At 34.4% G+C, this 19,838-nt stretch carries 19 protein-coding genes and 2 pseudogenes; 9 read left to right on the top strand and 12 right to left on the bottom strand.

Translation table 11 applies throughout. The features are described from left to right. Positions 1–71: 71 nt before the first annotated feature. The 3 genes from yidC to nusB are packed head-to-tail and all read left to right on the top strand — an operon-like array spanning position 72 to position 2,669. Positions 72–1,781, top strand: a complete 1,710-nt coding sequence (gene yidC, locus ACJZL1_RS01815) for a membrane protein insertase YidC (protein ID WP_265035541.1) — start codon at positions 72–74, stop codon at positions 1,779–1,781. Then, the gene (locus ACJZL1_RS01810) at positions 1,759–2,187 is read left to right on the top strand and encodes a 6,7-dimethyl-8-ribityllumazine synthase (protein WP_265035539.1); all 429 of its coding nucleotides are present in this window, start codon (positions 1,759–1,761) and stop codon (positions 2,185–2,187) included. Before yidC ends, ACJZL1_RS01810 begins: the two co-directional genes overlap by 23 nt. Beyond that, a complete protein-coding gene (nusB, locus tag ACJZL1_RS01805; RefSeq protein WP_265025608.1) occupies positions 2,187–2,669 on the top strand; it encodes a transcription antitermination factor NusB in 483 nt (160 codons plus the stop codon). Before ACJZL1_RS01810 ends, nusB begins: the two co-directional genes overlap by 1 nt. 181 nt (positions 2,670–2,850) lie before the next feature. Here the strand turns inward: nusB and ACJZL1_RS01800 are convergent, their stop codons facing one another. The 3 genes from ACJZL1_RS01800 to dut all read right to left on the bottom strand — a co-directional run bounded on the left by ACJZL1_RS01800 (position 2,851) and on the right by dut (position 4,037). Next, positions 2,851–3,042: a hypothetical protein gene (locus tag ACJZL1_RS01800; RefSeq protein WP_419247383.1), complete on the bottom strand. Its 192-nt coding sequence runs from the start codon at positions 3,040–3,042 to the stop codon at positions 2,851–2,853. Between the two features lie 2 nt (positions 3,043–3,044). Beyond that, positions 3,045–3,497 (bottom strand): hypothetical protein, encoded by a 453-nt coding sequence (locus ACJZL1_RS01795; RefSeq protein WP_419247382.1) that lies wholly within the window; start codon positions 3,495–3,497, stop codon positions 3,045–3,047. A gap of 78 nt (positions 3,498–3,575) precedes the next feature. Next, the gene (gene dut / locus ACJZL1_RS01790) at positions 3,576–4,037 is read right to left on the bottom strand and encodes a dUTP diphosphatase (RefSeq protein WP_419247381.1); all 462 of its coding nucleotides are present in this window, start codon (positions 4,035–4,037) and stop codon (positions 3,576–3,578) included. Between the two features lie 652 nt (positions 4,038–4,689). Between dut and ACJZL1_RS01785 the strand changes: the two genes are divergently transcribed. Further along, on the top strand, positions 4,690–4,893 hold the full coding sequence (locus tag ACJZL1_RS01785; RefSeq protein WP_419247380.1) for a hypothetical protein: 204 nt from the start codon (positions 4,690–4,692) through the stop codon (positions 4,891–4,893). Here ACJZL1_RS01785 and argB read toward each other — a convergent pair. Beyond that, complete coding sequence (gene argB, locus ACJZL1_RS01780; protein ID WP_320109938.1) at positions 4,850–5,761, bottom strand: acetylglutamate kinase; 912 nt, start codon at positions 5,759–5,761, stop codon at positions 4,850–4,852. The two genes, ACJZL1_RS01785 and argB, sit on opposite strands and share 44 nt — an antisense overlap. Positions 5,762–5,765: 4 nt before the next feature. Further along, on the bottom strand, positions 5,766–6,359 hold the full coding sequence (yihA, locus tag ACJZL1_RS01775) for a ribosome biogenesis GTP-binding protein YihA/YsxC (RefSeq protein ID WP_265035525.1): 594 nt from the start codon (positions 6,357–6,359) through the stop codon (positions 5,766–5,768). Positions 6,360–6,457: 98 nt separating this feature from the next. Between yihA and prfA the strand changes: the two genes are divergently transcribed. From prfA to ACJZL1_RS01760, 3 genes are all read left to right on the top strand, one after another. Then, entirely contained in the window at positions 6,458–7,537 is a 1,080-nt protein-coding gene (prfA, locus tag ACJZL1_RS01770) for a peptide chain release factor 1 (RefSeq protein ID WP_265025604.1), read from the top strand. Between the two features lie 365 nt (positions 7,538–7,902). After that, on the top strand, positions 7,903–8,550 hold the full coding sequence (locus ACJZL1_RS01765; RefSeq protein ID WP_419247379.1) for a hypothetical protein: 648 nt from the start codon (positions 7,903–7,905) through the stop codon (positions 8,548–8,550). Between the two features lie 731 nt (positions 8,551–9,281). Further along, positions 9,282–9,428, top strand: a complete 147-nt coding sequence (locus ACJZL1_RS01760; RefSeq protein ID WP_419247378.1) for a hypothetical protein — start codon at positions 9,282–9,284, stop codon at positions 9,426–9,428. A 113-nt stretch (positions 9,429–9,541) separates the two neighbouring features. On the opposite strand, the gene ACJZL1_RS01755 is transcribed toward ACJZL1_RS01760, so the two are convergent. After that, positions 9,542–12,094, bottom strand: coding sequence for a WD_0033/WD_0034 family tandem repeat-containing protein (locus tag ACJZL1_RS01755; protein ID WP_419247377.1), 2,553 nt, complete (start codon positions 12,092–12,094; stop codon positions 9,542–9,544). A gap of 212 nt (positions 12,095–12,306) precedes the next feature. Here ACJZL1_RS01755 and ACJZL1_RS01750 point away from each other — a divergent pair. Continuing rightward, a pseudogene (locus tag ACJZL1_RS01750) lies at positions 12,307–13,147 on the top strand (IS982 family transposase). Between the two features lie 588 nt (positions 13,148–13,735). Here ACJZL1_RS01750 and ACJZL1_RS01745 read toward each other — a convergent pair. The 4 genes and pseudogenes from ACJZL1_RS01745 to ACJZL1_RS01730 form a co-directional block, all read right to left on the bottom strand. Then, positions 13,736–13,981, bottom strand: a pseudogene (locus ACJZL1_RS01745) (PD-(D/E)XK nuclease family transposase); the annotation flags it as partial. A 146-nt stretch (positions 13,982–14,127) separates the two neighbouring features. Further along, positions 14,128–16,638 carry a DNA mismatch repair protein MutS gene (gene mutS / locus ACJZL1_RS01740; RefSeq protein WP_419247376.1) on the bottom strand — a complete coding sequence of 837 codons (2,511 nt, stop codon included), beginning with the start codon at positions 16,636–16,638 and terminating at the stop codon, positions 14,128–14,130. Positions 16,639–16,883: 245 nt separating this feature from the next. Further along, positions 16,884–17,840 carry an IS5 family transposase gene (locus ACJZL1_RS01735; RefSeq protein WP_264735368.1) on the bottom strand — a complete coding sequence of 319 codons (957 nt, stop codon included), beginning with the start codon at positions 17,838–17,840 and terminating at the stop codon, positions 16,884–16,886. A 206-nt stretch (positions 17,841–18,046) separates the two neighbouring features. Beyond that, positions 18,047–18,169 carry a hypothetical protein gene (locus tag ACJZL1_RS01730; RefSeq protein WP_419247375.1) on the bottom strand — a complete coding sequence of 41 codons (123 nt, stop codon included), beginning with the start codon at positions 18,167–18,169 and terminating at the stop codon, positions 18,047–18,049. On the opposite strand from ACJZL1_RS01730, the gene ACJZL1_RS01725 reads away from it, so the two are divergent. Then, entirely contained in the window at positions 18,164–18,358 is a 195-nt protein-coding gene (locus tag ACJZL1_RS01725) for a hypothetical protein (protein ID WP_419247374.1), read from the top strand. The genes ACJZL1_RS01730 and ACJZL1_RS01725 overlap by 6 nt on opposite strands. 142 nt (positions 18,359–18,500) lie before the next feature. On the opposite strand, the gene ACJZL1_RS01720 is transcribed toward ACJZL1_RS01725, so the two are convergent. Then, complete coding sequence (locus ACJZL1_RS01720; RefSeq protein ID WP_419247373.1) at positions 18,501–18,629, bottom strand: hypothetical protein; 129 nt, start codon at positions 18,627–18,629, stop codon at positions 18,501–18,503. 156 nt (positions 18,630–18,785) lie between these two features. After that, on the bottom strand, positions 18,786–19,805 hold the full coding sequence (locus tag ACJZL1_RS01715) for an IS4 family transposase (RefSeq protein ID WP_265026211.1): 1,020 nt from the start codon (positions 19,803–19,805) through the stop codon (positions 18,786–18,788). Positions 19,806–19,838 lie beyond the last annotated feature (33 nt).

Here is a 19,838-nt window from a genome sequence, read left to right as displayed (position 1 = left end):
AATAAGTAAATTTCATTGTTTTAGTACAATATTTAATATACACTTTAAGAAGATATGTTTGATTTAATTTCATGTCAGAAGCAAAAAGTTTAATTTTAGCAGCTATCCTTTCCATGTTGATCATGGTATCTTGGCGTATTATTTATGATAATTTTTTTAGTACAAACCAAAACCAGCCATTGATTGAAAATATTGAACATATCGAATCTTTTAACGACCTTGCTCCTATAATATACCAAAATCGTTCTGAAATTATTAATTCTACTCGAGAACAGAGGGTTAGTTTAACCAATAACATGATTAAAGGATCAATTTCTCTGAAAGGTGCAAGGTTTGATGACTTAATTTTAACTAATTACCACTTAGAACCGAATTCTTCTTCTCCACAAGTGGTGTTACTGTCACCTGCAGAATCAAAAGATGTATATTTCGCAGAATTTGGGTGGCTCGATCCGAATAAAAAGATTAAAGTTCCAGATTCTAAGACAGTCTGGCAAGCTGATGGGGCTGAACTGACTAATCAAAAAGTAGTTAATTTATTTTGGGACAATGAGAATGGCATTGTGTTTAAAATGAAAATTAGCCTTGACGATAACTACATGTTTAAAATTGAGCAGATTGTTGAAAATAACACAAAAGATAATGTAGTTTTGGTTCCTTATGGTAAAATTAACCGTAAACGTGACAATATCAACGAATCTTATTGGATGTCCCATGAAGGAGTACTGGGTGCATTTGATAATAAACTAGAGGAGTGGACATATAAGGATGTCTCTAAGAAACATTTAATAAAAGCAAGCACGAGTGAAAAAAATTGGTTTGGTTTTGCTGATAAATATTGGTTTACAGCTATCATACCTGAGAAATCCGATAAAATAAATGTAAGCATTAAACACACGAACGTTAATAATACTGATAAATTCCAAGTAGATTTTGTCAAACCTTACAAGAGCATACTTCCTGGTGCAAGCGTTTCTAATGTGAATTATTTTTTTGCTGGAGCAAAAAAGTTGAATTTACTGGATTCTTACAAGGATACTCTCAATATACCTTTATTTGATAAAGCTGTAGATTTTGGTGTTCTTTATTTTATAACCAAGCCAGTGTTTTTACTGCTTGAATATTTTAACTTCGTTTTAAAAAATTTTGGCTTAGCAATATTATTGCTGACTTTAGCAATCAAACTTTTGATGCTTCCCTTATCTACTAGATCACATATTTTGACACTTAAGATGAAAAGCCTGCAGCCTGAAGTAGCTCGTATAAAAGAGTTGTATAAAAATGATAGTTTAAAGCAGAATAAGGAAAGAATGGCGTTATACAAGAAAAATAATGTAAATACAATATCAAGCATTTTTCCTACGCTAATACAAATGCCGGTATTTCTTGCTTTATATAAAGTATTATTTGTTACTATAGAGATGAGACACGCCCCTTTTTATCTATGGATTAAGGATCTTTCAGCTCCTGACCCAACGAACATCTTTACATTATTTGGGTTGTTTAATTACAATTTCCCTATTTCTATAGGAATTTTGCCTATAATTTTTGGTATTACTGTGATAATTCAGCAGAAGCTAAGTGAAACCAGCAAAGATGACATTCAAGTAAATGCTATGAAGTTTTTACCTTACATTTCTGTCTTTATTTTTTCTTCTTTTCCTGCCGGCTTGGTAATATATTGGATATTTAATAATATTACAACTTCAATTCAACAATCATTAATAAAGTTGTTTTTAACGAAAAAAGTGGTAGTGAATGTCGAAAATACTAATAGTTAATTCAATTTATTATGCTGAAATAGCGAACCTTTTGCTTGAGGGTGCAATTGATAAATTCAAAGGAAATAATGTTGATTATGAGATAATTGAAGTCCCTGGTGCATTTGAGATACCAGCTACAATTCTTTTTGCGGTCAAAAACAAGAATGCTAATTATGATGGTTATTTAGCTCTTGGGTGCGTGATTCGCGGTGAAACTGATCATTATCAATATGTTTGTAAAGGAGTAATCGAAGGCTTAAATGAAGTTATTATGCATTATGTAATGCCCCTTGGTATGGGCGTAATTACCGCTGACAGCAAAGATAAAGCACTAGTTAGAGCTGACAAAAACAAAAAAAACTTTGGTGGCCATGCAGCCTCAACTGTTTTGCATATGATAGATTTATACAACAAATTAAAGTAATGGAGGAAAAACCGGTAGATAAAAAGTGGCGTATAAAAAGAAGTACGGCAAGGTTTCTTGCTGTACAAATTGCTTATTCAAATATTTTCGTAGGTTACAACAAAAGCACTTTTAAATTGGAAAATTGTGAGCTTAAGGACTACATAAGTAAGTTGAGAGATATATTTGAATGTGAAGAATTTGACCATCAGTTCTTAGAAAACTTGTTATATAAGGTTATAAAAAGCAGTGAAGAATATGATAAAATAATAGAGTCTTACTTACACCCAAGCTGGTCCCTCTCACGGTTAAATCTTATAAGCTTATCTATTTTGCGTGTTGCAATATGTGAGTTAGCTAATTGTGATACGCCAGTTCCAGTTGTTATTAATGAATACACTAACATTGCATCTGATTTACTTGATAAACCAAGCGAAATTGGTTTTATTAATGGGTTATTGGATAAGGCAAAAGATGCAGTTAAATTAAATAAAAATCCTTAGCAATTATAGCCAGTTTTACCTCAAGCACAGGGTGTCAGCTACTCGGATGACAAGAGAAGAGGGCAGTGGCATTCTTATCTGTTGCCTTGAGAATCGCAACATCTGTACAGTTATGCACGTGACACTAAAAATCAAAAAAAACAAAGAGGCAGACTTAATCTGCCTCTTTTATTTTAGCTGTCTAGCTTTTTGTTTTGTCTTCAGAAGCAGCTTGTTCAACAATAACTGAGCCTAAATAAGTGTTAACCTCTTTAGCACCATTTTTGTCCAAACCTAATGTTTTATTCCACTCTGTTTCATCTACTGTCTCGAACTTACCTTCTTTGTTTTTCACTTCTAGTGAATCTATCTTGAAGAGTAAAGTATTGCCCATCATCATATTATTGGTGGCTGATCATCAACAATAATACGGTAGTTCTTGCCTTCTAAGCTGAAATCTATATAATATTTACCCTCTTCCACCTTACCTTTTTCATCTTTAACTTGGTTATCCTTTTTCATTTCCTCATACACCTCTTTTGTTACTAGCAATGCTGCTTGTTTACTATCATTAACAATAATCTTCGGAGCTTTCAACTCAGATATTTCGTTATTTTTTATGATAGCAGATATTGCTAGACTAGTTAGCGCAATAGCAACAAATGCTAATACACCGATTCCAAGTGGTGTAGCTGCAAAAGCTGCAAGTGGAGCTAGCATGGAAGTTGAAGACACCCAATATGGTGATGAAAGTGCTACTGCTGCGCCTATGACATACAGAGAAGTAAATGCAACAAGTGCAGTGTTTGCTTTGTGGGATTGACCACGATGATTTTTAAAAGTTAGCATAAACGACCTCGTTTAATAAAATATTAATATGCTTAAGTTGTGTATAAAAAAACTGCCATAGTCAAGCTTTTTCGCAAATTACCTGCCACTTGAGCCAAAGCCCCCTGCATTGCGACCGGTTTTTTCTGCGCAGAATTCTTCTCTGTCATCCCAAATTACCTGAGATACAGGAGAAATAAGGATTTGTGCAATTCTATCTCCCCTTTTTATTTCGTATGGTTGATTACTTAGATTAATTAGGCAAATTTTAACCTCACCTCGATAATCAGAGTCTATAGTGCCCGGAGAATTTAAGACAGTGATTCCATGTTTTGCAGCAAGACCAGAACGTGGGCGGATTTGCCCCTCAAAACCGTTTGGTATTGCAATCACAATTCCAGTTGGAACAAGTAATCTTTCAAGTGGATTTAAAACAGCAGAGTCATTCAATGCAGCATAAAGATCCATACCAGCACTCTGCACAGTTGCATAACATGGAAGAGACAAGTCTTCTCCGTGTGATAATCTTTTTATTTCTACTTTAATTTTACTTCTTTGCACTCCAATTTACCAGCTTATGAAGACTCAATTATAGCATGTAAATTGTATCTGCAAAAGTAATAAATGTTACATCGTAAATGATGTCATTCCAGCGTGTGACGCTAGGCCATAAAATTCCTTGACATATTTCGCCAGCCCCCTTATCATGACAGTGAAGCTATTTATTTATCTTCGCAATCTCTGCAGTGGATTAATGACAAAAAAACTTAATGTATTTGGCGTAAATCATGCTTAATTTTTTGCACTATGTGCACCTCATGTCTTTATAAAACTTTTAGGTTTCTACCTATACAAGCCGAAACGCGCTTATAAAGCGTTTAAGACAGTAAAAGACGTCAAATAGACAAGGGAGAATTTGAATACTAGCTACCCTAGGTTTTCTTTGCCTTTTTTTCCACTTGGTAAATTTCTTAACGTTTATAATTTAGGTTAGTCGCATTTAAAAGCAGCTAAATTGCAGCGTTTAGAATAAAAAACGCCAATATTTTGAAGTACATATAAATAACTAGTTAACCATGGGGCTTCTTTTGCCTTTTTTTTCATTTGGTAAATTTCTTAAATATTTATAGCTAAACGACAACCGTCATCCCTGTAAAGGTCAAGTATCCCGCTACGCGTTAGCGGGATCTATGCTAAGAGATACCGTGACGGTATGACGGTTCGCGGCAGTATGACGATAACCTCGTCATCCCGCTACGCATTAGCGGCTAAGAGATACCGCGGCGGTATGACGGCGTTATTTTATGCTCACCAACTTAGCTGGATCCAAGTAGTCAAGGCACTGGCATCCCTGGTAGACAACATTCGTGTAGTTATAAATCACTCACAATTGATATACTCGAATTATTTTCAGTAAATAAATCAAGCATAATGTTAGGTATTCTACCATCAACTATGTGAACAACTCCAGCACATTCCTCTACCACTTTAGTATATGCCATGAGCCTTCCAATAAATTTTTCTCCTTGAATTTTGCCACAATCAATCGATGCATTTAAATTTTTAACAGATATCTTCCTGCCACCAATTTTATCTATTTCTTCATCTGTGTCACTCAAGATTATCATTTTAGATGCAGAAACTGCAATTGCGATTGCGCTTGCAGTACTATCGGCATCAATATGATATGTTTCCCCATCTTTTCCATGACCAATTGGTGCAATAACTGGTATAAAATCTGATTCTTCAATAAAAAATAATATATCAGGATTGATTTCAGTGGGTCTACCGATGAACCCCATGTCTAATATCTTTTCGATATTATTTGATCTATCTTCTCTAAGCGTAGCGGTTATTTTTTCGGCTTTAATTAAGTTGCCGTCTTTTCCACATAATCCAATAGCTGAACCACCAGCAGAATTTATATGCTGAACAATTTTTTTATTAACTGAACCACACAGTGCCATTTCAATGATTTTCATAGTGTCTTTGTCTGTAAGTCTGATACCATTCACAAACTTACTGTCCATACCCAGCATTTTTAACACTGAGTTAATTTCATATTCTCCGTCATGAACTATCACCGGATTTATACCAAGCTGCTTTAATAAGACAACATTATGCACAAAAGTATAGAATAGTCTTTCATCTGAGATCGTTATTCCGCCGCATTTAATGACAAAAGTTTCGCCCACAAAGCTAGGTATGTTAGATAACACTTCAAGTAATATTTCTGCTTTTTGTTCAAATGATACCTCACCCTTTAAAAATTCACTACTTTTCATTTTTTTATCTTGTAAACTTGAAAAACTCATCTCTTACCTTGGTTATTTTATGCTTAACACGGATGCTTATTTGATGAATTGACACATTCTCATTATTAATCCATTTTTGAATATCTTCTATAACAGCACCTAAGCTTTTTTGACTTACTTTATCTATTTTTGTTAGCACAACGTTAAAGTTAATATTATTATATATTAACCAATAAATGAAGTCTTTGTCTATTTCTTTTAATCCTACCTTGCTATCTATCAACACAAACACTCTTCTTAGATTTCTTCTTTGAATTAGATAATACTCAATTAAGTTTAAATATTGTATAATTTCCTCCTTACCTGCATGAGAATAACCATACCCTGGTAGGTCAACAAGCCTGAACTTATCATTGTACATAGAGTAAAAATTTATTTGTCTAGTGCATCCAGGTTTAGAGGAAACTCTGGCAGCTTTTTTGCTGTTTATCAGTAAGTTAATCAGACTGGATTTTCCTACATTTGATCTACCAGCAAACGCAATCTCTGGAGCTGATTCATCTGGTAATGATTTTATGTCCGAAGCTCCAAATATGAAATTGCAGTTTGATGTTATCTGTTTTGCCATTATATTCAACTAGAAGGTAGTAGGTATATTATAGTGTTATTGCTTGATATAAGAAATTTTTTATTTCAGTATATATTACTTAGCTAGATCTGTGCTATATGGATATGGAAAATAATTTACAAGACTTAAAGAAAAAATTTAATGATATAGAGAGGAATTTGGAAAATCCTACCAATTTAAGTCAAAAAGAATTCATTACCCTTTCAAAGGAATATTCTGAGCTCAGGCCAATAATCAAGATAATTGATGAATATAACACGCTGAAAGAGGAAATTTCAGACTTAGAAGAAATAATGAAAGATGAAAACAGCGAAGGTGATATAAAAGAGTTAGCAAAAGAAGAATTTTTCGAAAAGCACAAGGTATTATTGCCAAAAGTAAAAGCAAAACTAAAGTTAGCATTATTGCCCAAAGATGAAGATGACTCAAGAAATGCAATATTGGAAATCAGAGCAGGTACAGGAGGAGGAGAAGCAGCATTATTTGCAGCAATGTTATTTCGTATGTATCAAAAATATGCAGAAAGAAGAAATTGGAAGTTCGAGCCAATAAGCATTTCTAATACAGGTATAGGTGGCTATAAGGAAGCTTCTGCACTCATTAATGGAACAGAAGTTTTTGCAAGGTTGAAATTTGAATCAGGGGTGCACAGAGTACAGAGAGTGCCAGAAACTGAATCCTCAGGAAGGTTGCATACCTCTGCCGCTACTGTTGCGATATTACCTGAAGTAGAAGAGGTTGACTTTAAAATAGAAGAAAAAGACTTACGAATAGATGTTTATAGATCCAGTGGTCCTGGAGGGCAATCAGTGAATACAACTGACAGCGCAGTAAGGGTCACCCACTTGCCAACAGGGATAGTTGTGATACAGCAAGATGAAAAATCGCAGCACAAAAATAAAGCTAAAGCGCTCAAAGTATTGAGGGCAAGGCTATACGAAATTGAAAGACAAAAAAAAGAAATGGAAAGGTCAACAATGAGAAAAAGTCAGATTGGCTCTGGGGATCGCTCCGAGCGCATAAGAACATATAACTTTCCACAATCAAGAATAACAGATCATAGAATTAATCTAACTTCACATCGGCTAGAGCAGATTATAAAAGAAGGTGAACTAGATGAATTTATTGAGGCATTAATTTCACGTAATGAAGCAGAAAGATTGGCCGGAGAGAGTTAAAATTGATTAAACAATTCTGCAATTGTTTTTTAATCAAAACAGGCTTATACACGTACTCTGCTTGTAGTTCTTTTCACAGAGATTTCAAACCCCCTAATACTTAATGCTAAGACTAATCTATTTTTTTTAAATATTTCTATTGATTTCTTGATAAATACTAATATGGTATTAATGTACTAACTAATAATAGTAGTAAAGAAATGCATAATAGTCCTAATGATATAAGCGGTGAAGTAATTCAAGAATTGAACGATTCAGCGAGACGCGGGCGAATAAACAAATTTAGAGAGACATTTAATAGCCTCAGTAACTACCATAAACAGTGTTACCTTAACATAACAACACTGAAGGGTCATGCTAGAGCTATGTCTCTTATACTGAGAGTAGTGGCAAAAGATCAAGCTGTTGACATATTTGATGATCTACTCGAAAAGAATCAAGATTCTGCGTTCAGTATATTGAAAGCTACCTATCATTCTCAACGTGCTTCATATAAAACTCTATTTGATAAATTAAATTATCCGCAAAAAGAAGGCTATCGTGCATATTTAGACAAGGCATCGGCCAGAATTCGGTCTACCTCAAGGAAATTTTACTTAAACAATAAAGAGGGTTCAAGCAAGATAAGAACCGAAAACTCCAATACAGACAGTTTAGATAATGAATCGTTAGCGCAAAAAAGAAAGAGATCTTTTCAGGATGAATTTTCAACGTTAAATAATTCAATAAATTTCCTTCCAAATTCTGCTCCGTTAGAGGAGACAACTGATCAATATGGGTTGAATCCCAGAGGCGTCGTTCCAAAATCTACTCTTGCGGGCAATTGCGTCGTCGATTTGGATGGTATACTTTCAAAGTTAGGGGATCAATCATGCGATGAATTGATCTCCTGGGTGACTGGAGAACAGCCATCAAATAGTCTTCAACTCCCAATATTAGAAAAGTTTGATAGACTAGATAAGTTGGAAGAAATACGTATAGAACCAGCAGCAAAGCGCCAACGCATATTATAATAATAACTGAAAATGAGAAAATCTATATGGTGATTATAGATCTTCTCCAGACCTTGAAAACAATAAGTAGACAGTAAAAATAAGTTCTAGTACTATCGCGGATAAAACAAGAATAGCTACACTGATTGTTTGACCATTGTAAACGTAGCTTGTTAAGCCGATAAAAATAGCCATGATAAAAGCTCTAATAAAGGCTAATGCACAAGAGCTACTCAGGATATATGGGAGTTAACTCATTAGACTTTTTGCATAGCTTTTGGCAGCGCATTGGATGAAACGAAAAACTTCCTTGACAAACTCCGCCAGCCCCCTTATCATGAGACTGAAGCTATTTATTTATCTTCTCTGTACAGATTAAATGACAAAAAAACTCAACGTATTTGGCGTCTCATGTTTAATTTTTTGCACTATGTGCACCTTATGTCTTTATCAAATTTCTAGGTTTTTACCTACACAAGCTGAAATACGCTTATAAAGCATTTAAAACATCAAAAAACGCCAACTTAAAAAATGGATAGTGAATAACTAGCTACCCTAGGGTTTCTTTTGCCTTTTTTCTGTTTAGTAAATTTCTTAACGTTTATAATTTAGATTAGTTGCGGTTTAAAAGCAGCTGAATCGCGGTTATTAAACGTTTAGAATAAAAAAACGCCATACTTGAAAGTATAATGTAAGTAACTAGCCAACCACGGGGCTTCTTTTGCCTTTTTTTTCATTTGGTAAATTTCTTAATGTTTATAGCTAAACGACAACCGTCATCCCGCTACTTGTTAGCGGCTAAGAGATACCGTGGCGGTATGACGGTTCGTGGTGACATGACGATAAGCTCGTCATCCCGCTGCTTGTTAGCGGGATCTAGAGATACCGTGACGGTATGACGAGGAAGAACAGTTGCTACGTGTTAGCGCCGCGGCGGTATGACGTAGGGAAACCTTTCTTGGGTTAGCTATAAAACTAATCAGCATCTTGTTTAGCACATATAAATTAAGTTTCACAAATATAGTGTAAAACCTTGAAAATATGTTATAGCTACTTCTTCCAATTTAGTGGTGGGTTTTGGCAGTACACATGCTATTTTACCAGCTATCAACTCAAGTGTCACAGAAGTTACAATTATTGCATCTATATTCTGTGCTTTAACATCTACTCTACTTTCTATTAGAGGCTTTACCCCCCCTACATCATTACGTACAGCAGTATGATTTATTTCATTTTCAATTCCACTACTATGCTGCAACAAGATATCCCCATTAACTTTTATTTCAACATTTTTGTCACTACTACCATTGTTAAAATTTAATCCCTCATCTCTTTTACTTTGTCTTTTTTGTCTTTTTTCTTTTAATTTTAATTCAGTTTCTCTTTTATCAAGGGTAGGAAATGGGATGTGAGTTTTTTCCTGACCATCTTGATTTATAGCTCTTGTTGTATTGACAACTTCGTTGCTTTGACATGATATTGTATAAGTAAGTGGTGTGTAGATTTTTTCTTCACTATCTGGATATTTTATAGTTATTGTTGCATTAAGAATGTCTTTCAGAATATCATTTTCTCTAGCTATGTCTAAAATTTCTTGAATAACTTTGCGATCATGTAATGCGGCAAGTAACTTATCAGTTACTTTTTGATTATTTTTATGTTTTATGGTTATTGTTGTGTTAAGAATGTCTTTCAGAATACCGTTTTCTTTAGCTACTCTTAACATTTTCTCAACAGCTATACTATCTTTACGTAGTATAGCATAAGCAAGTGGTGTGCAAGTTTCTTCCTGACCATCTGGATATTTTATAGTTGTTGTTGCGTCAAGAATGTCTTTCAGAATACCGTTTTCTTTAGCTACTCTTAACATTTTCTCAACAGCCATACTATCTTTACGTAGTATAGCATAAGCAAGTGGTGTAACAGTTACTCTCCGACCATCTGGACATTTTATAGTTATTGTTGCGTTAAGAATATCTTTCAGAATACCGTTCTCCTTAGAGACTTTTAAAATTTCTTCAATAGCTATACTATTTTCACGCAGTATAGCATAAGCAAGTAGTGTGTAAGTCACTTCCCGGCTATCTGAATGTTTTATAGTTGTTGTTGCGTCAAGAATATCTTTCAGAATACCGTTTTCTTTAGAGACTTTTAAAATTTCTTCAATAGTTTTGCTATTTTTACATGATATGGCGTAAGTAAGCGGTGTGTAAATTTCTTCCTGACCATCTAGATATTTTATAGTTGTTGTTGCGTCAAGAATATCTTTCAGAATACCGTTTTCTTTAGAGACTTTTAAAATTTCTTCAATAGTTTTGCTATTTTTACATGATATGGCGTAAGTAAGCGGTGTGTAAATTTCTTCCTGACCATCCGGATATTTTATAGTTGTTGTTGCGTCAAGAATGTCTTTCAGAATATCGTTTTCTTTAGAGACTTTTAAAATTTCTTCAATAGTTTTGCTATTTTTACATGATATGGCGTAAGTAAGCGGTGTGTAAATTTCTTCTTGACCATCTAGATATTTTATAGTTGTTGTTGCGTCAAGAATATCTTTCAGAGTACTGTTCTCTTCAGCTGCTACTAGAATTTCTTTAATAATTTTGCCATCCTCCCAGAACATAGCATGAGCAAGTGGTGTGTAAGTCACTTCCCGGCTATCTAAATGTTTTATAGTTATTGTTGTGTCAAGAATATCTCTCAGAATACCGTTTTCTTTAGCTACTCTTAACACTTTCTCAACAGCTATACTATCTCTACGTAGTATAACATAAGCAAGTAGTGTGTAAGTCACTTCCCGTTCTAGATATTTCATGGTTGTTGTTGTGTTAAGAATATCTTTCAGAATACTGTTCTCTTCAGCTGCTACTAGAATTTCTTTAATAGCTTTGCTATCCTTCCAGAACATAGCATGAGCAAGTGGTGCGTAAGTCACTTCCTGGTTATCTGGATATCTTATAGTTGCTGTTGTGTTAAGAATATCTTTCAGAATACCGTTCTCCTTAGAAACTTTTAAAATTTCTTCAATAGCTATACTATCTCCACATAGTATAGCATAAGCAAGTGGTGTAACAGTTGCTCTCCGACCATCTAGATATTTTATAGTTATTGTTGCGTCAAGAATATCTTTCAGAATACCGTTCTCCTTAGAGACTTTTAAAATTTCTTTAATAGCTTTGCTATTTTTACATAATATGGCATAAGTAAGCGGTGTGTAAATTAATGAATCATCACTAATTATTTTTGCACTAAGAACACTCTTTAAAAGGTTGCTCAACTTGGCTTGTTGCAAAATATCCTTTACAGCTTGACTATTCTCGCAAAATGTAGCATGAGTAAGTAGTGTAAAAGTTGATTCTTTACCCCGATGTTTGCTTACTTCCGTAGTAAGAATCCTTTGTTTTTCCTTTTCAGATATTTTTTCTAGTTCTTCAGCAATGCTACTTTTTTTGCCTTTTATTTTTGATGCTAATTTTAAAATACTTTTTTCATCTTTCTCTTTCAATTTCGAATCATTTGCCTGATAAGTTATTTTTCTTCCCAAGATCTTTCTTAAACTAAACATAATATTTTCTCTCTTCTTTTTAAGGTTATAGTATTTGCTTTTATAAGTCAGTTGTGTTGACAATGTATTAATTGCATAGCTCAGACATTGTTTTATAGAGTAAAATTTTAGTAGACCACCTTACAAACCCCAGTTGCGAATTAGAAAGCAGTGAAAAAGCCAGGAAAATAGGGTAACCTCCGTAAATTATTCACAAAATAGAGAGGTTACCCATGAATAAAAATATAACAGAATTATTTTGCCTGATCGACGATTTTTGCAATTCAGTTGACAAAAATTTTGCAGAAAAACTTCTACCAAGTGGCAAAAAACCAACCAGGACGCCAGAGATTACGCATTCAGAGATTTTTACCATAATATTGCTATATCAAGTGCGACAATTTTAAAATTTTCTATGTGCATTATTTGAAATTATTATACGAAACAGCGTTTCCAAAATTGCCATCCTATAGTAGGTTTATTAGGCTAAAATCGCGGGTTTTATGGTATTTAGCGCTCTTAATGCAATGGTTTTGCGAACAGTCAAAAGTGACAGGGATTTCGTACATAGATGCAACATCTATCGCTGTTTGCCATCCAAAAAGGACCTCGAGAAACAAAGTTTTCAAAGGGTTGGCAAAGATTGGAAAGACTACCTATGGGTGGTTTTTCGGTACATCTAGTAATCAACGAAACTGGCAAAATTCAAGGGGTTACGGTGACAAAAGGCAACATTGATACCTGTGCCAAATTTAACTCAGAAATTGACTGGATTATTGTTTGGAGATAAAGGATATATCAAAAAAGATCTTTTTCACGAATTATTCGATAGAGGGTTAAAGCTTGTAACCAGTATAAAAAAGGGTATGAAAAACTCATTAATGGCGCTAAATGAGAAGATTTTGTTAAGAAAAAGATCGATTATTGAGACAGTTTTTGGCTCTCTGAAAAACAAATTTGAGATTGAGCATACTCGCCACAGATCACCGATAAATTTTTTGGTACACATTTTTTCTACGCTTGTTTCATATTCCATGCAGCCGCTGCATTTCTAAGCTTTACTTCGTTGGCTAATCCGCAACTGGGGTTTGAAGTCTGCTCGTTTTCACACGAATTAATGTTACAAATTCTATCCATTTCATTATAAAACGGCATTCGCTTTCTCCATTTTCCTTTACCTACACTACCATCAGCATTCCTTGCGGTTTGCTTGCCATATAGGCGAAAATACAGGCTTACCCTGTTCCTTCTGTCATACAACAGTGGGTTAGGTGGCTTCTCTATACCGGTGATTTGCGTACATCCAGAAATGAAGAATGCAACTTATCCACATTACCTTTTGGTCAGAGCTTATCAGCATCTTTAGCTCTTTAATCTTTACGATACTTATGAAGCTTTACTTACGTTCACCATACCACTTAGCCTAGCCCTCCAACCACATGATGCTTGTAGTTTATGCTATTCTCACGATTTAGCATCTTCTTTTTCAAGAGGAGGTTCATTGTCCGCATCGCTCGGCACCAATCGGTTGCCCGATTCGCACTGATGCGTAGACTCAGATGGCAAAACATCTGGTTCAATAAGTTTTAAAATCCTTTCAGTTTCTTTCTGAATGAATTCCTCTCCTTTTAAACAATATGACCGAAGACTTTCAGGTCGCACCATTTCGACTATTACTTGCACCCCATTTTCATCCCTGCAGAGTACATCAACGATACTTTGTTTTTTAGAGGCAATTTCAGCATCTTGAATAGTGCTGAGGAATTCTATTTCTTTTATTTCATCTTTGCCAGTGAACCCCAAAATATCATTGAGAAAGTGAATGAGGATGTCTTTATTTTTTTCAGTGCCAAAGATACGCCGGAACGCAACATCATTCTTGGGATCAAGAAATTTAGAAAGAGCCATAGTAAAAATACTGAGAAAAGATTAATAATTATACACACAATTATTCAACCATATTTTAAGCTTACAATTTTGAGCTTAATTTGACACATATGGTGGACTGTGTGGGCAACTCTTCACTTAAACAATAGTTATGTAAGAATTTCCTCTCAAGCCTTTAGCTCCTCAAACACCTCACTTGCTCTATTTAAAACAGAATCAGGAAAACCAGCAAGTTTTGCCACATGTATTCCATATGACTCATCTGCAATGCCTTCAATTACTTCATGTAGAAAGATAACCTCTCCGTTCCACTCTCTTATTTTTACACAAAAACATTTCACGTTCTTCAAGTATTTGCTTACTTTAGTTAATTCATGATAATGAGTTGCAAAAATGGCGCGGCACTTATTTACATTGTGAATATGTTCAATCACCGCCTGTGCAATAGATAATCCATCATACACCCCTGTGCCCCTACCAATTTCATCAAGTATCACCAAGGAACGGTCCGTTGCCTGATTTACTATCGTTGCTGTTTCGATCATCTCTACCATGAAGGTAGAATAACCAGCTGTTATATTATCTGTTGCACCAACCCTGCTGAATATCTTGTCAATCACTCCAATATGCGCACTCTCTGCTGGCACAAATGACCCCATGTGAGCTAAAACTGCAATGAGAGCGTTTTGCCTCAAGAAAGTGCTTTTTCCAGCCATATTAGGACCAGTAATTAGATGTATACCAGCTAAATTGATGCTATTTGCAATGAATTTATCGTTAATTTCAACCACTGGATGTCTTCCGCTACAGATATTGAACTCTTTGCTGTCATCAATAATGGGTTTTACGTAATTATTTTGCACTGCAAGCTCTGCAAACGCGGTTCTAATATCAAGTTTTGCCAAAGCATTTGCAGCAGAAGCAATTTTTTCAGATTCTTTAGCGACTTCACTACACAGTTCACTAAAAATTTTCATTTCTAAGCCGATTGCAGCATCACGTGCCGTAAGAATTTTATTTTCTAGTTCTTTCAATTCATTAGTAGTGTAGCGCATGCTATTTGCTAAGCTTTGCCTATGAATAAATATATCCAAAGTTATTTTGTGATTTGCCGACACTTCAACGTAATAACCGAGTATGTTGTTGTGTAATATTTTGAGTGCGGCAATGCCAGTTAGGTTGCGATAAGATTCACGGAGTTTGGTTATCAACTTGTTACTGTTATTTAATATGTAGGATAACTCAGATAATTCTGAGTTGTATTTTGAGTGAATAAACCCTCCTTCTTTCATGGAACTGAGGTTATTATCAAGTATAGCACTATTTAGCAGTTCAAATAGATCTTTATGATTGCCAAGGCTTTTATGTATTGTGTTTAGTTCACTCTCGTCACTACTTATCACCTGAGTAGTAGACACTGGTTCCTTTCCTCTGGTCAAGCACTGGAATGACATCTGAGAGTTAGTTGCTGATTTTTCACTTAAACAATAATTATGCAAGGTAGACAGAAACTCAGACAACTCTAAAGTTTTTCCGAGGCCTATTTTTAATAGGTTCATATCCTTTGGTGAACCACGCCCTAGTATTAAGCGCGATAAAGACCTCTCAATATCTGGAATGTTAGATAATATTTCTCGTATTTTTCTGCGTGGCTCATGATTATTTACAAAAAATTGAGCGGTGCTGAGCCTCAAATTGATTGCCTTGGAGCAAGCAAGTGGTGAAGCAAGCATTTGTTTTAACAGGCGTCCACCAGAGGCTGTAACTGTGTGATCAATAACTGAAATTAGTGAACCTTTCTTTTCACCAAATTGAGTTGAAAACAACTCAAGATTTCTCCTTGCTGAAGCATCAATAAGCATGAAATTTTGTTGCTTATAGGTTTTTGGGAATTCAAGCCTTGGAATAGAGCCCCTTTGTGTTACTCTGACATATTCAAGTAGTGCACCACACGCCATGATTTCTACTTTGCTGAAATTTCCTATACTCCCAAGTTCCCTGATTTTATAAAACTCGCATAATGTTCTGTGAGATTTACTATACTCAAAAAAGCTCTGTGCGTGTTGCGTAATTGATATTTTATAATTTTTTAAAACCGATCTAATTTTTTCGTCCTCAGTGAATTTTTCAGAAATTAATAATTCTCTTGGTGATATACGCAACAAATCACTATCTAGAGCTTTCAAACTCGTTAAAGTGTGAAAAAATTTTCCCGTTGATAATTCAAGCCAACTAATAGCATATTCGTCATTTTGTTCAACTATGGACGCGAGATAATTATTGCTTTTATCCTCTAATAGTGAATCTTCTATAATTGTACCTGGAGTTACAACTCGCACTACATCACGTTTTACTATGGATTTATAGCCCCTCTTTTTTGCTTCATCAGCAGTTTCTAATTGGTCACAGATTGCTACTTTGAATCCTAAATCTATTAGCTTGTGTAGGTAAGATTCACTACTGTGTGCTGGCACTCCACACATTGGTATTTCTTGCCCACACGAATTACCTCTCTTAGTGAGCACTATATTCAGCAATTTCGCAGCTTTAATAGCATCATCGAAAAACAACTCATAAAAATCTCCTAGCCTATAAAATAGCAGATGATCCTTGTATTGAGCTTTCAGGTTCAAATATTGCTCCATCACAGGAGTGTTTCTTTCTTTCACAAAGCTCATAATATTTTTTAATATATTGTATTGGTAATAAATTCAATGTTATTATAGATTATATTGCACATGTGAATAACATAAATTTTAAATAGGTGTATAGAGGGGAAAATTTAAAACAATTAAATTTCCTGGATCACGGTGTTAGCTACTTGGATGACATAAAGAGTAGGAGTATCAGTTGTCATTCCAGCGCGTGACGCTGGAATGGCTTTGTTGCATAGCACCTTAAGCAGTGATGGTTTACGACAAATTTATGTAATGATTTCAAATTTAGCCATACCAATATCAGTGAATTTGTTGAGCAAATAGCACTTAATTAGTAATTCTTTTTCACGATTTACTTCAGATTTATTCCTAAAGCTAAATCCAAATACTTGCTTCAACCTTGAGAAAAATCCTTCTATGTAAGATCTCTTTCCATAAATTGCTTCCTTTTTCCACTCTTTTACACCATCTTGTCCATATAATTTTATTAACCTAATAGCAGCATTTCTGTCAGACATATAATCTATTTTTGAATGTTCTGCTGCATCCTTTTTTGGTAGAACTTTTGTCTTTATATCGTATTTCTTACACAATTTATAAAGTTTGTGCCTATCGTATGCCCTATCTGCATATAATGCTTTTATTTTGTGCTGAAAATTAACTTCTTCAAGCAAATCGCAAGCTCCATAGTGGTCAGAGTAGACGCCATTACTGTATCTTGCAGCTATAGCTTTTTTACTATTCACACTTAACATAACATGTAACTTTCTTACTTGCTCGTAGCTTCGGTACTTTCTATCTGCACTGTTTTCCTTACTGTGGCCAGGAGTGTTACTGTAAATGCTGATACTTGTGCTATCTATGATAATTTCAATATTTTCCATGTTGCTTTTATCAACCCTGCAATCATTTATCTTAATATTAAGTTTTTTAAACCTTCTTGATGCTTGTGAATAGCTGATAACTGCCAAATTTTTTCCTATTTGTTGCAGATATCCTTTTATAAACCCCACCGTTTGTCTTAAACCAATTCTAAAAAGATTGACAATTATATGCACCAAAATTACGACTTTATCACTGTAAATATAGTTGCCGCCCTGCATTTTTGGACTATTTTCATACCAATTTTCGATAGCTTCATCGATGTAACGAAAAATATTTCCCCTTTTTTCAAGGAATTTGTTATATTCGTTTTGGTTACTGACTTTCATTTTCTGTGGCATATTTTTTCTTCAACAGTTAAATGGTTATTTATAATGAATTTTGTCAGTAGCCACCAGATTTTTTCGGTTGCTATGCAACAAAGCCCGCTGGAATCCAGAGTATCCTAATTACAAGGTTTATTATTTAGTTTGAAAAATACTATAGCTTTTTCTATAGCTAAGCTGACTTAGATTTACCGACAATTTGAAAAACCGTCATTCCGCTACTAGTTAGCGGAATCTATACCGCGAATGAATCCATAGCTGTACGAACATTCATTTTTGAAGGTAAATTGCACAGCAAATGGTGTCATTCCAGTGCTTGACACTGGAATCCAGCTTCTATGCAACCTCATCAAAAACATTCATTTAGTGTAAGATCAGCTACTTTCCATGCTAGTTTGCTTGTTCACAAGCAAACTTTTCTGGATCCCAGTGGGCTTTGTTGCATCGCTACTTATGAAAGGCTAACTATAGTTAGGATTATAAGCAACCTATTGAAAATCTTGTTTTTTTGCAATCAATCTGATCAAATTTAAGAATAGTAATTTATTATTTATATTAATAAACTTAATTCTATTGAAAATAGCTAAAGCATTGAAATTCTTGAATTTTAGCCGGATTAGTGAGTGGTAGTGAAATTTCTTTTACTCAAATTTAGGTATTCACTGACCGTTCTTGTTATAAATACCAGAATAATAAGCTACTGATATTCTCCATCTTTTTTATCTTTAATCCATCATAGCTAGCGATGCAACAAAGCCATCCCAGTGTCAAGCACTGGGATGACATCATAGGGGCGCTGGGCATAAGTGTTGAAAGTATCAAAAATAACGTGATATGAGATGATCAACGGCATGTAAATTACCTCCCGACAGTAAAACAATCGAACGTATAAAAGAGTCATTTAGATCCAATGTGAATTGCAGTAATGCTATTTTGAACCCATGTAGATTATTTTTGATTTTATAAACAAGAAATAACAAAGCCGATCATGTAAATATACACCTTCATGCCATTCATAGTATGGCTTAAAAAGTGCTTATATCCAAGATTTTGCTTTATAAATTTAAAGAACACTTCTATATCCCATCTGCGCCTATATAGCTCTGTTACTTCATAAGCTGGCATTTCAAACAAGTTTGTCAAAAACCATATTTCATCTCCAATTTTATTTCTGATTTTTATTAGCCGTAGATCATGCTTTTCTGCCACTTTACCTCGTGCACGATAAAGATTAACTATTATATCTTCTAAAATCTCTGATCCATCCGATTTTTGTTCTCTTATAACTTTGTTCCTGCTTATAACATCATGTTTTCTTCCTACTTTAACTCTTGTGATAAATTTGTACTCCTTTTCATCAAATTCGGCAAAAGTTCCAACTTTTCTGATTCCTCTATCAAATAATAAAATATCCTCTTTTTCAACTTTAGCTTCATTAATTGCTCTCACTAATGCTATATCTTCACTACTTTCTTCTTGTCCTTTACAAAATCTTATACTTGTCGGCAATTGATCCTTTAATCCTACACTCACTTTAACTTGACTGTCGTTACTTTTACCGCCTATTTTTAGCCCATCTTTTATGAGATATCCCGATAAATTTATGATCGTCGAATCAAACTTATGTAAGTTATTTGATGTTTTTTGGGGTAATAGCTTTTTAATCTTGCTCATCAAATCAATATATACTCCCTTAAAATATTCTGGATTTATAACTTTTAACCTTTTTGACAAACCACTGTATGTTACTGTACTTTTATCGCTATTCTTATCCATTATACACCTGTTTATTACCATTTCTAGCGCTCTTAGGCTTGTTTTTTGCCCCATTAATATTAACTTCATTAGACCTTTAAATATAATCTTGCCCAACAATTTAGTATTACATTTGTCTACTTCACTTAATTTTCCTAGCCTTTCTAAATCCTCATCTTTTATTAAATTTAGTACTCTTTCTATTTGATCCATTATTGCCTCCATTTTCTTGCAATAATAGTTCTTTATGTCTTTTTT

This window comes from Wolbachia endosymbiont of Rhagoletis indifferens, assembly GCF_048537595.1.
Lineage (GTDB): Bacteria > Pseudomonadota > Alphaproteobacteria > Rickettsiales > Anaplasmataceae > Wolbachia.
The sequence above is the reverse complement of the archived record's forward strand: the minus strand, read 5'-3'. Positions and strand labels throughout refer to the sequence as shown.

Coding starts and splice junctions, on each gene's coding strand:
- argB (WP_320109938.1), bottom strand. CDS start 5,761: ATGAAAAGTAGTGAATTTTTAAAGGGTGAGGTATCATTTGAACAAAAA.
- ACJZL1_RS01765 (WP_419247379.1), top strand. CDS start 7,903: ATGTCTCTTATACTGAGAGTAGTGGCAAAAGATCAAGCTGTTGACATA.
- ACJZL1_RS01725 (WP_419247374.1), top strand. CDS start 18,164: ATGCAACCTCATCAAAAACATTCATTTAGTGTAAGATCAGCTACTTTC.
- mutS (WP_419247376.1), bottom strand. CDS start 16,638: ATGAGCTTTGTGAAAGAAAGAAACACTCCTGTGATGGAGCAATATTTG.
- yihA (WP_265035525.1), bottom strand. CDS start 6,359: ATGGCAAAACAGATAACATCAAACTGCAATTTCATATTTGGAGCTTCG.
- ACJZL1_RS01810 (WP_265035539.1), top strand. CDS start 1,759: ATGTCGAAAATACTAATAGTTAATTCAATTTATTATGCTGAAATAGCG.
- ACJZL1_RS01795 (WP_419247382.1), bottom strand. CDS start 3,497: ATGCTAACTTTTAAAAATCATCGTGGTCAATCCCACAAAGCAAACACT.
- ACJZL1_RS01720 (WP_419247373.1), bottom strand. CDS start 18,629: ATGCCCAGCGCCCCTATGATGTCATCCCAGTGCTTGACACTGGGATGG.
- ACJZL1_RS01785 (WP_419247380.1), top strand. CDS start 4,690: ATGACGGTTCGCGGCAGTATGACGATAACCTCGTCATCCCGCTACGCA.
- ACJZL1_RS01735 (WP_264735368.1), bottom strand. CDS start 17,840: ATGCCACAGAAAATGAAAGTCAGTAACCAAAACGAATATAACAAATTC.
- yidC (WP_265035541.1), top strand. CDS start 72: ATGTCAGAAGCAAAAAGTTTAATTTTAGCAGCTATCCTTTCCATGTTG.
- ACJZL1_RS01715 (WP_265026211.1), bottom strand. CDS start 19,805: ATGGAGGCAATAATGGATCAAATAGAAAGAGTACTAAATTTAATAAAA.
- ACJZL1_RS01755 (WP_419247377.1), bottom strand. CDS start 12,094: ATGTTTAGTTTAAGAAAGATCTTGGGAAGAAAAATAACTTATCAGGCA.
- nusB (WP_265025608.1), top strand. CDS start 2,187: ATGGAGGAAAAACCGGTAGATAAAAAGTGGCGTATAAAAAGAAGTACG.
- prfA (WP_265025604.1), top strand. CDS start 6,458: ATGGATATGGAAAATAATTTACAAGACTTAAAGAAAAAATTTAATGAT.
- ACJZL1_RS01800 (WP_419247383.1), bottom strand. CDS start 3,042: ATGGGCAATACTTTACTCTTCAAGATAGATTCACTAGAAGTGAAAAAC.
- ACJZL1_RS01760 (WP_419247378.1), top strand. CDS start 9,282: ATGTTTATAGCTAAACGACAACCGTCATCCCGCTACTTGTTAGCGGCT.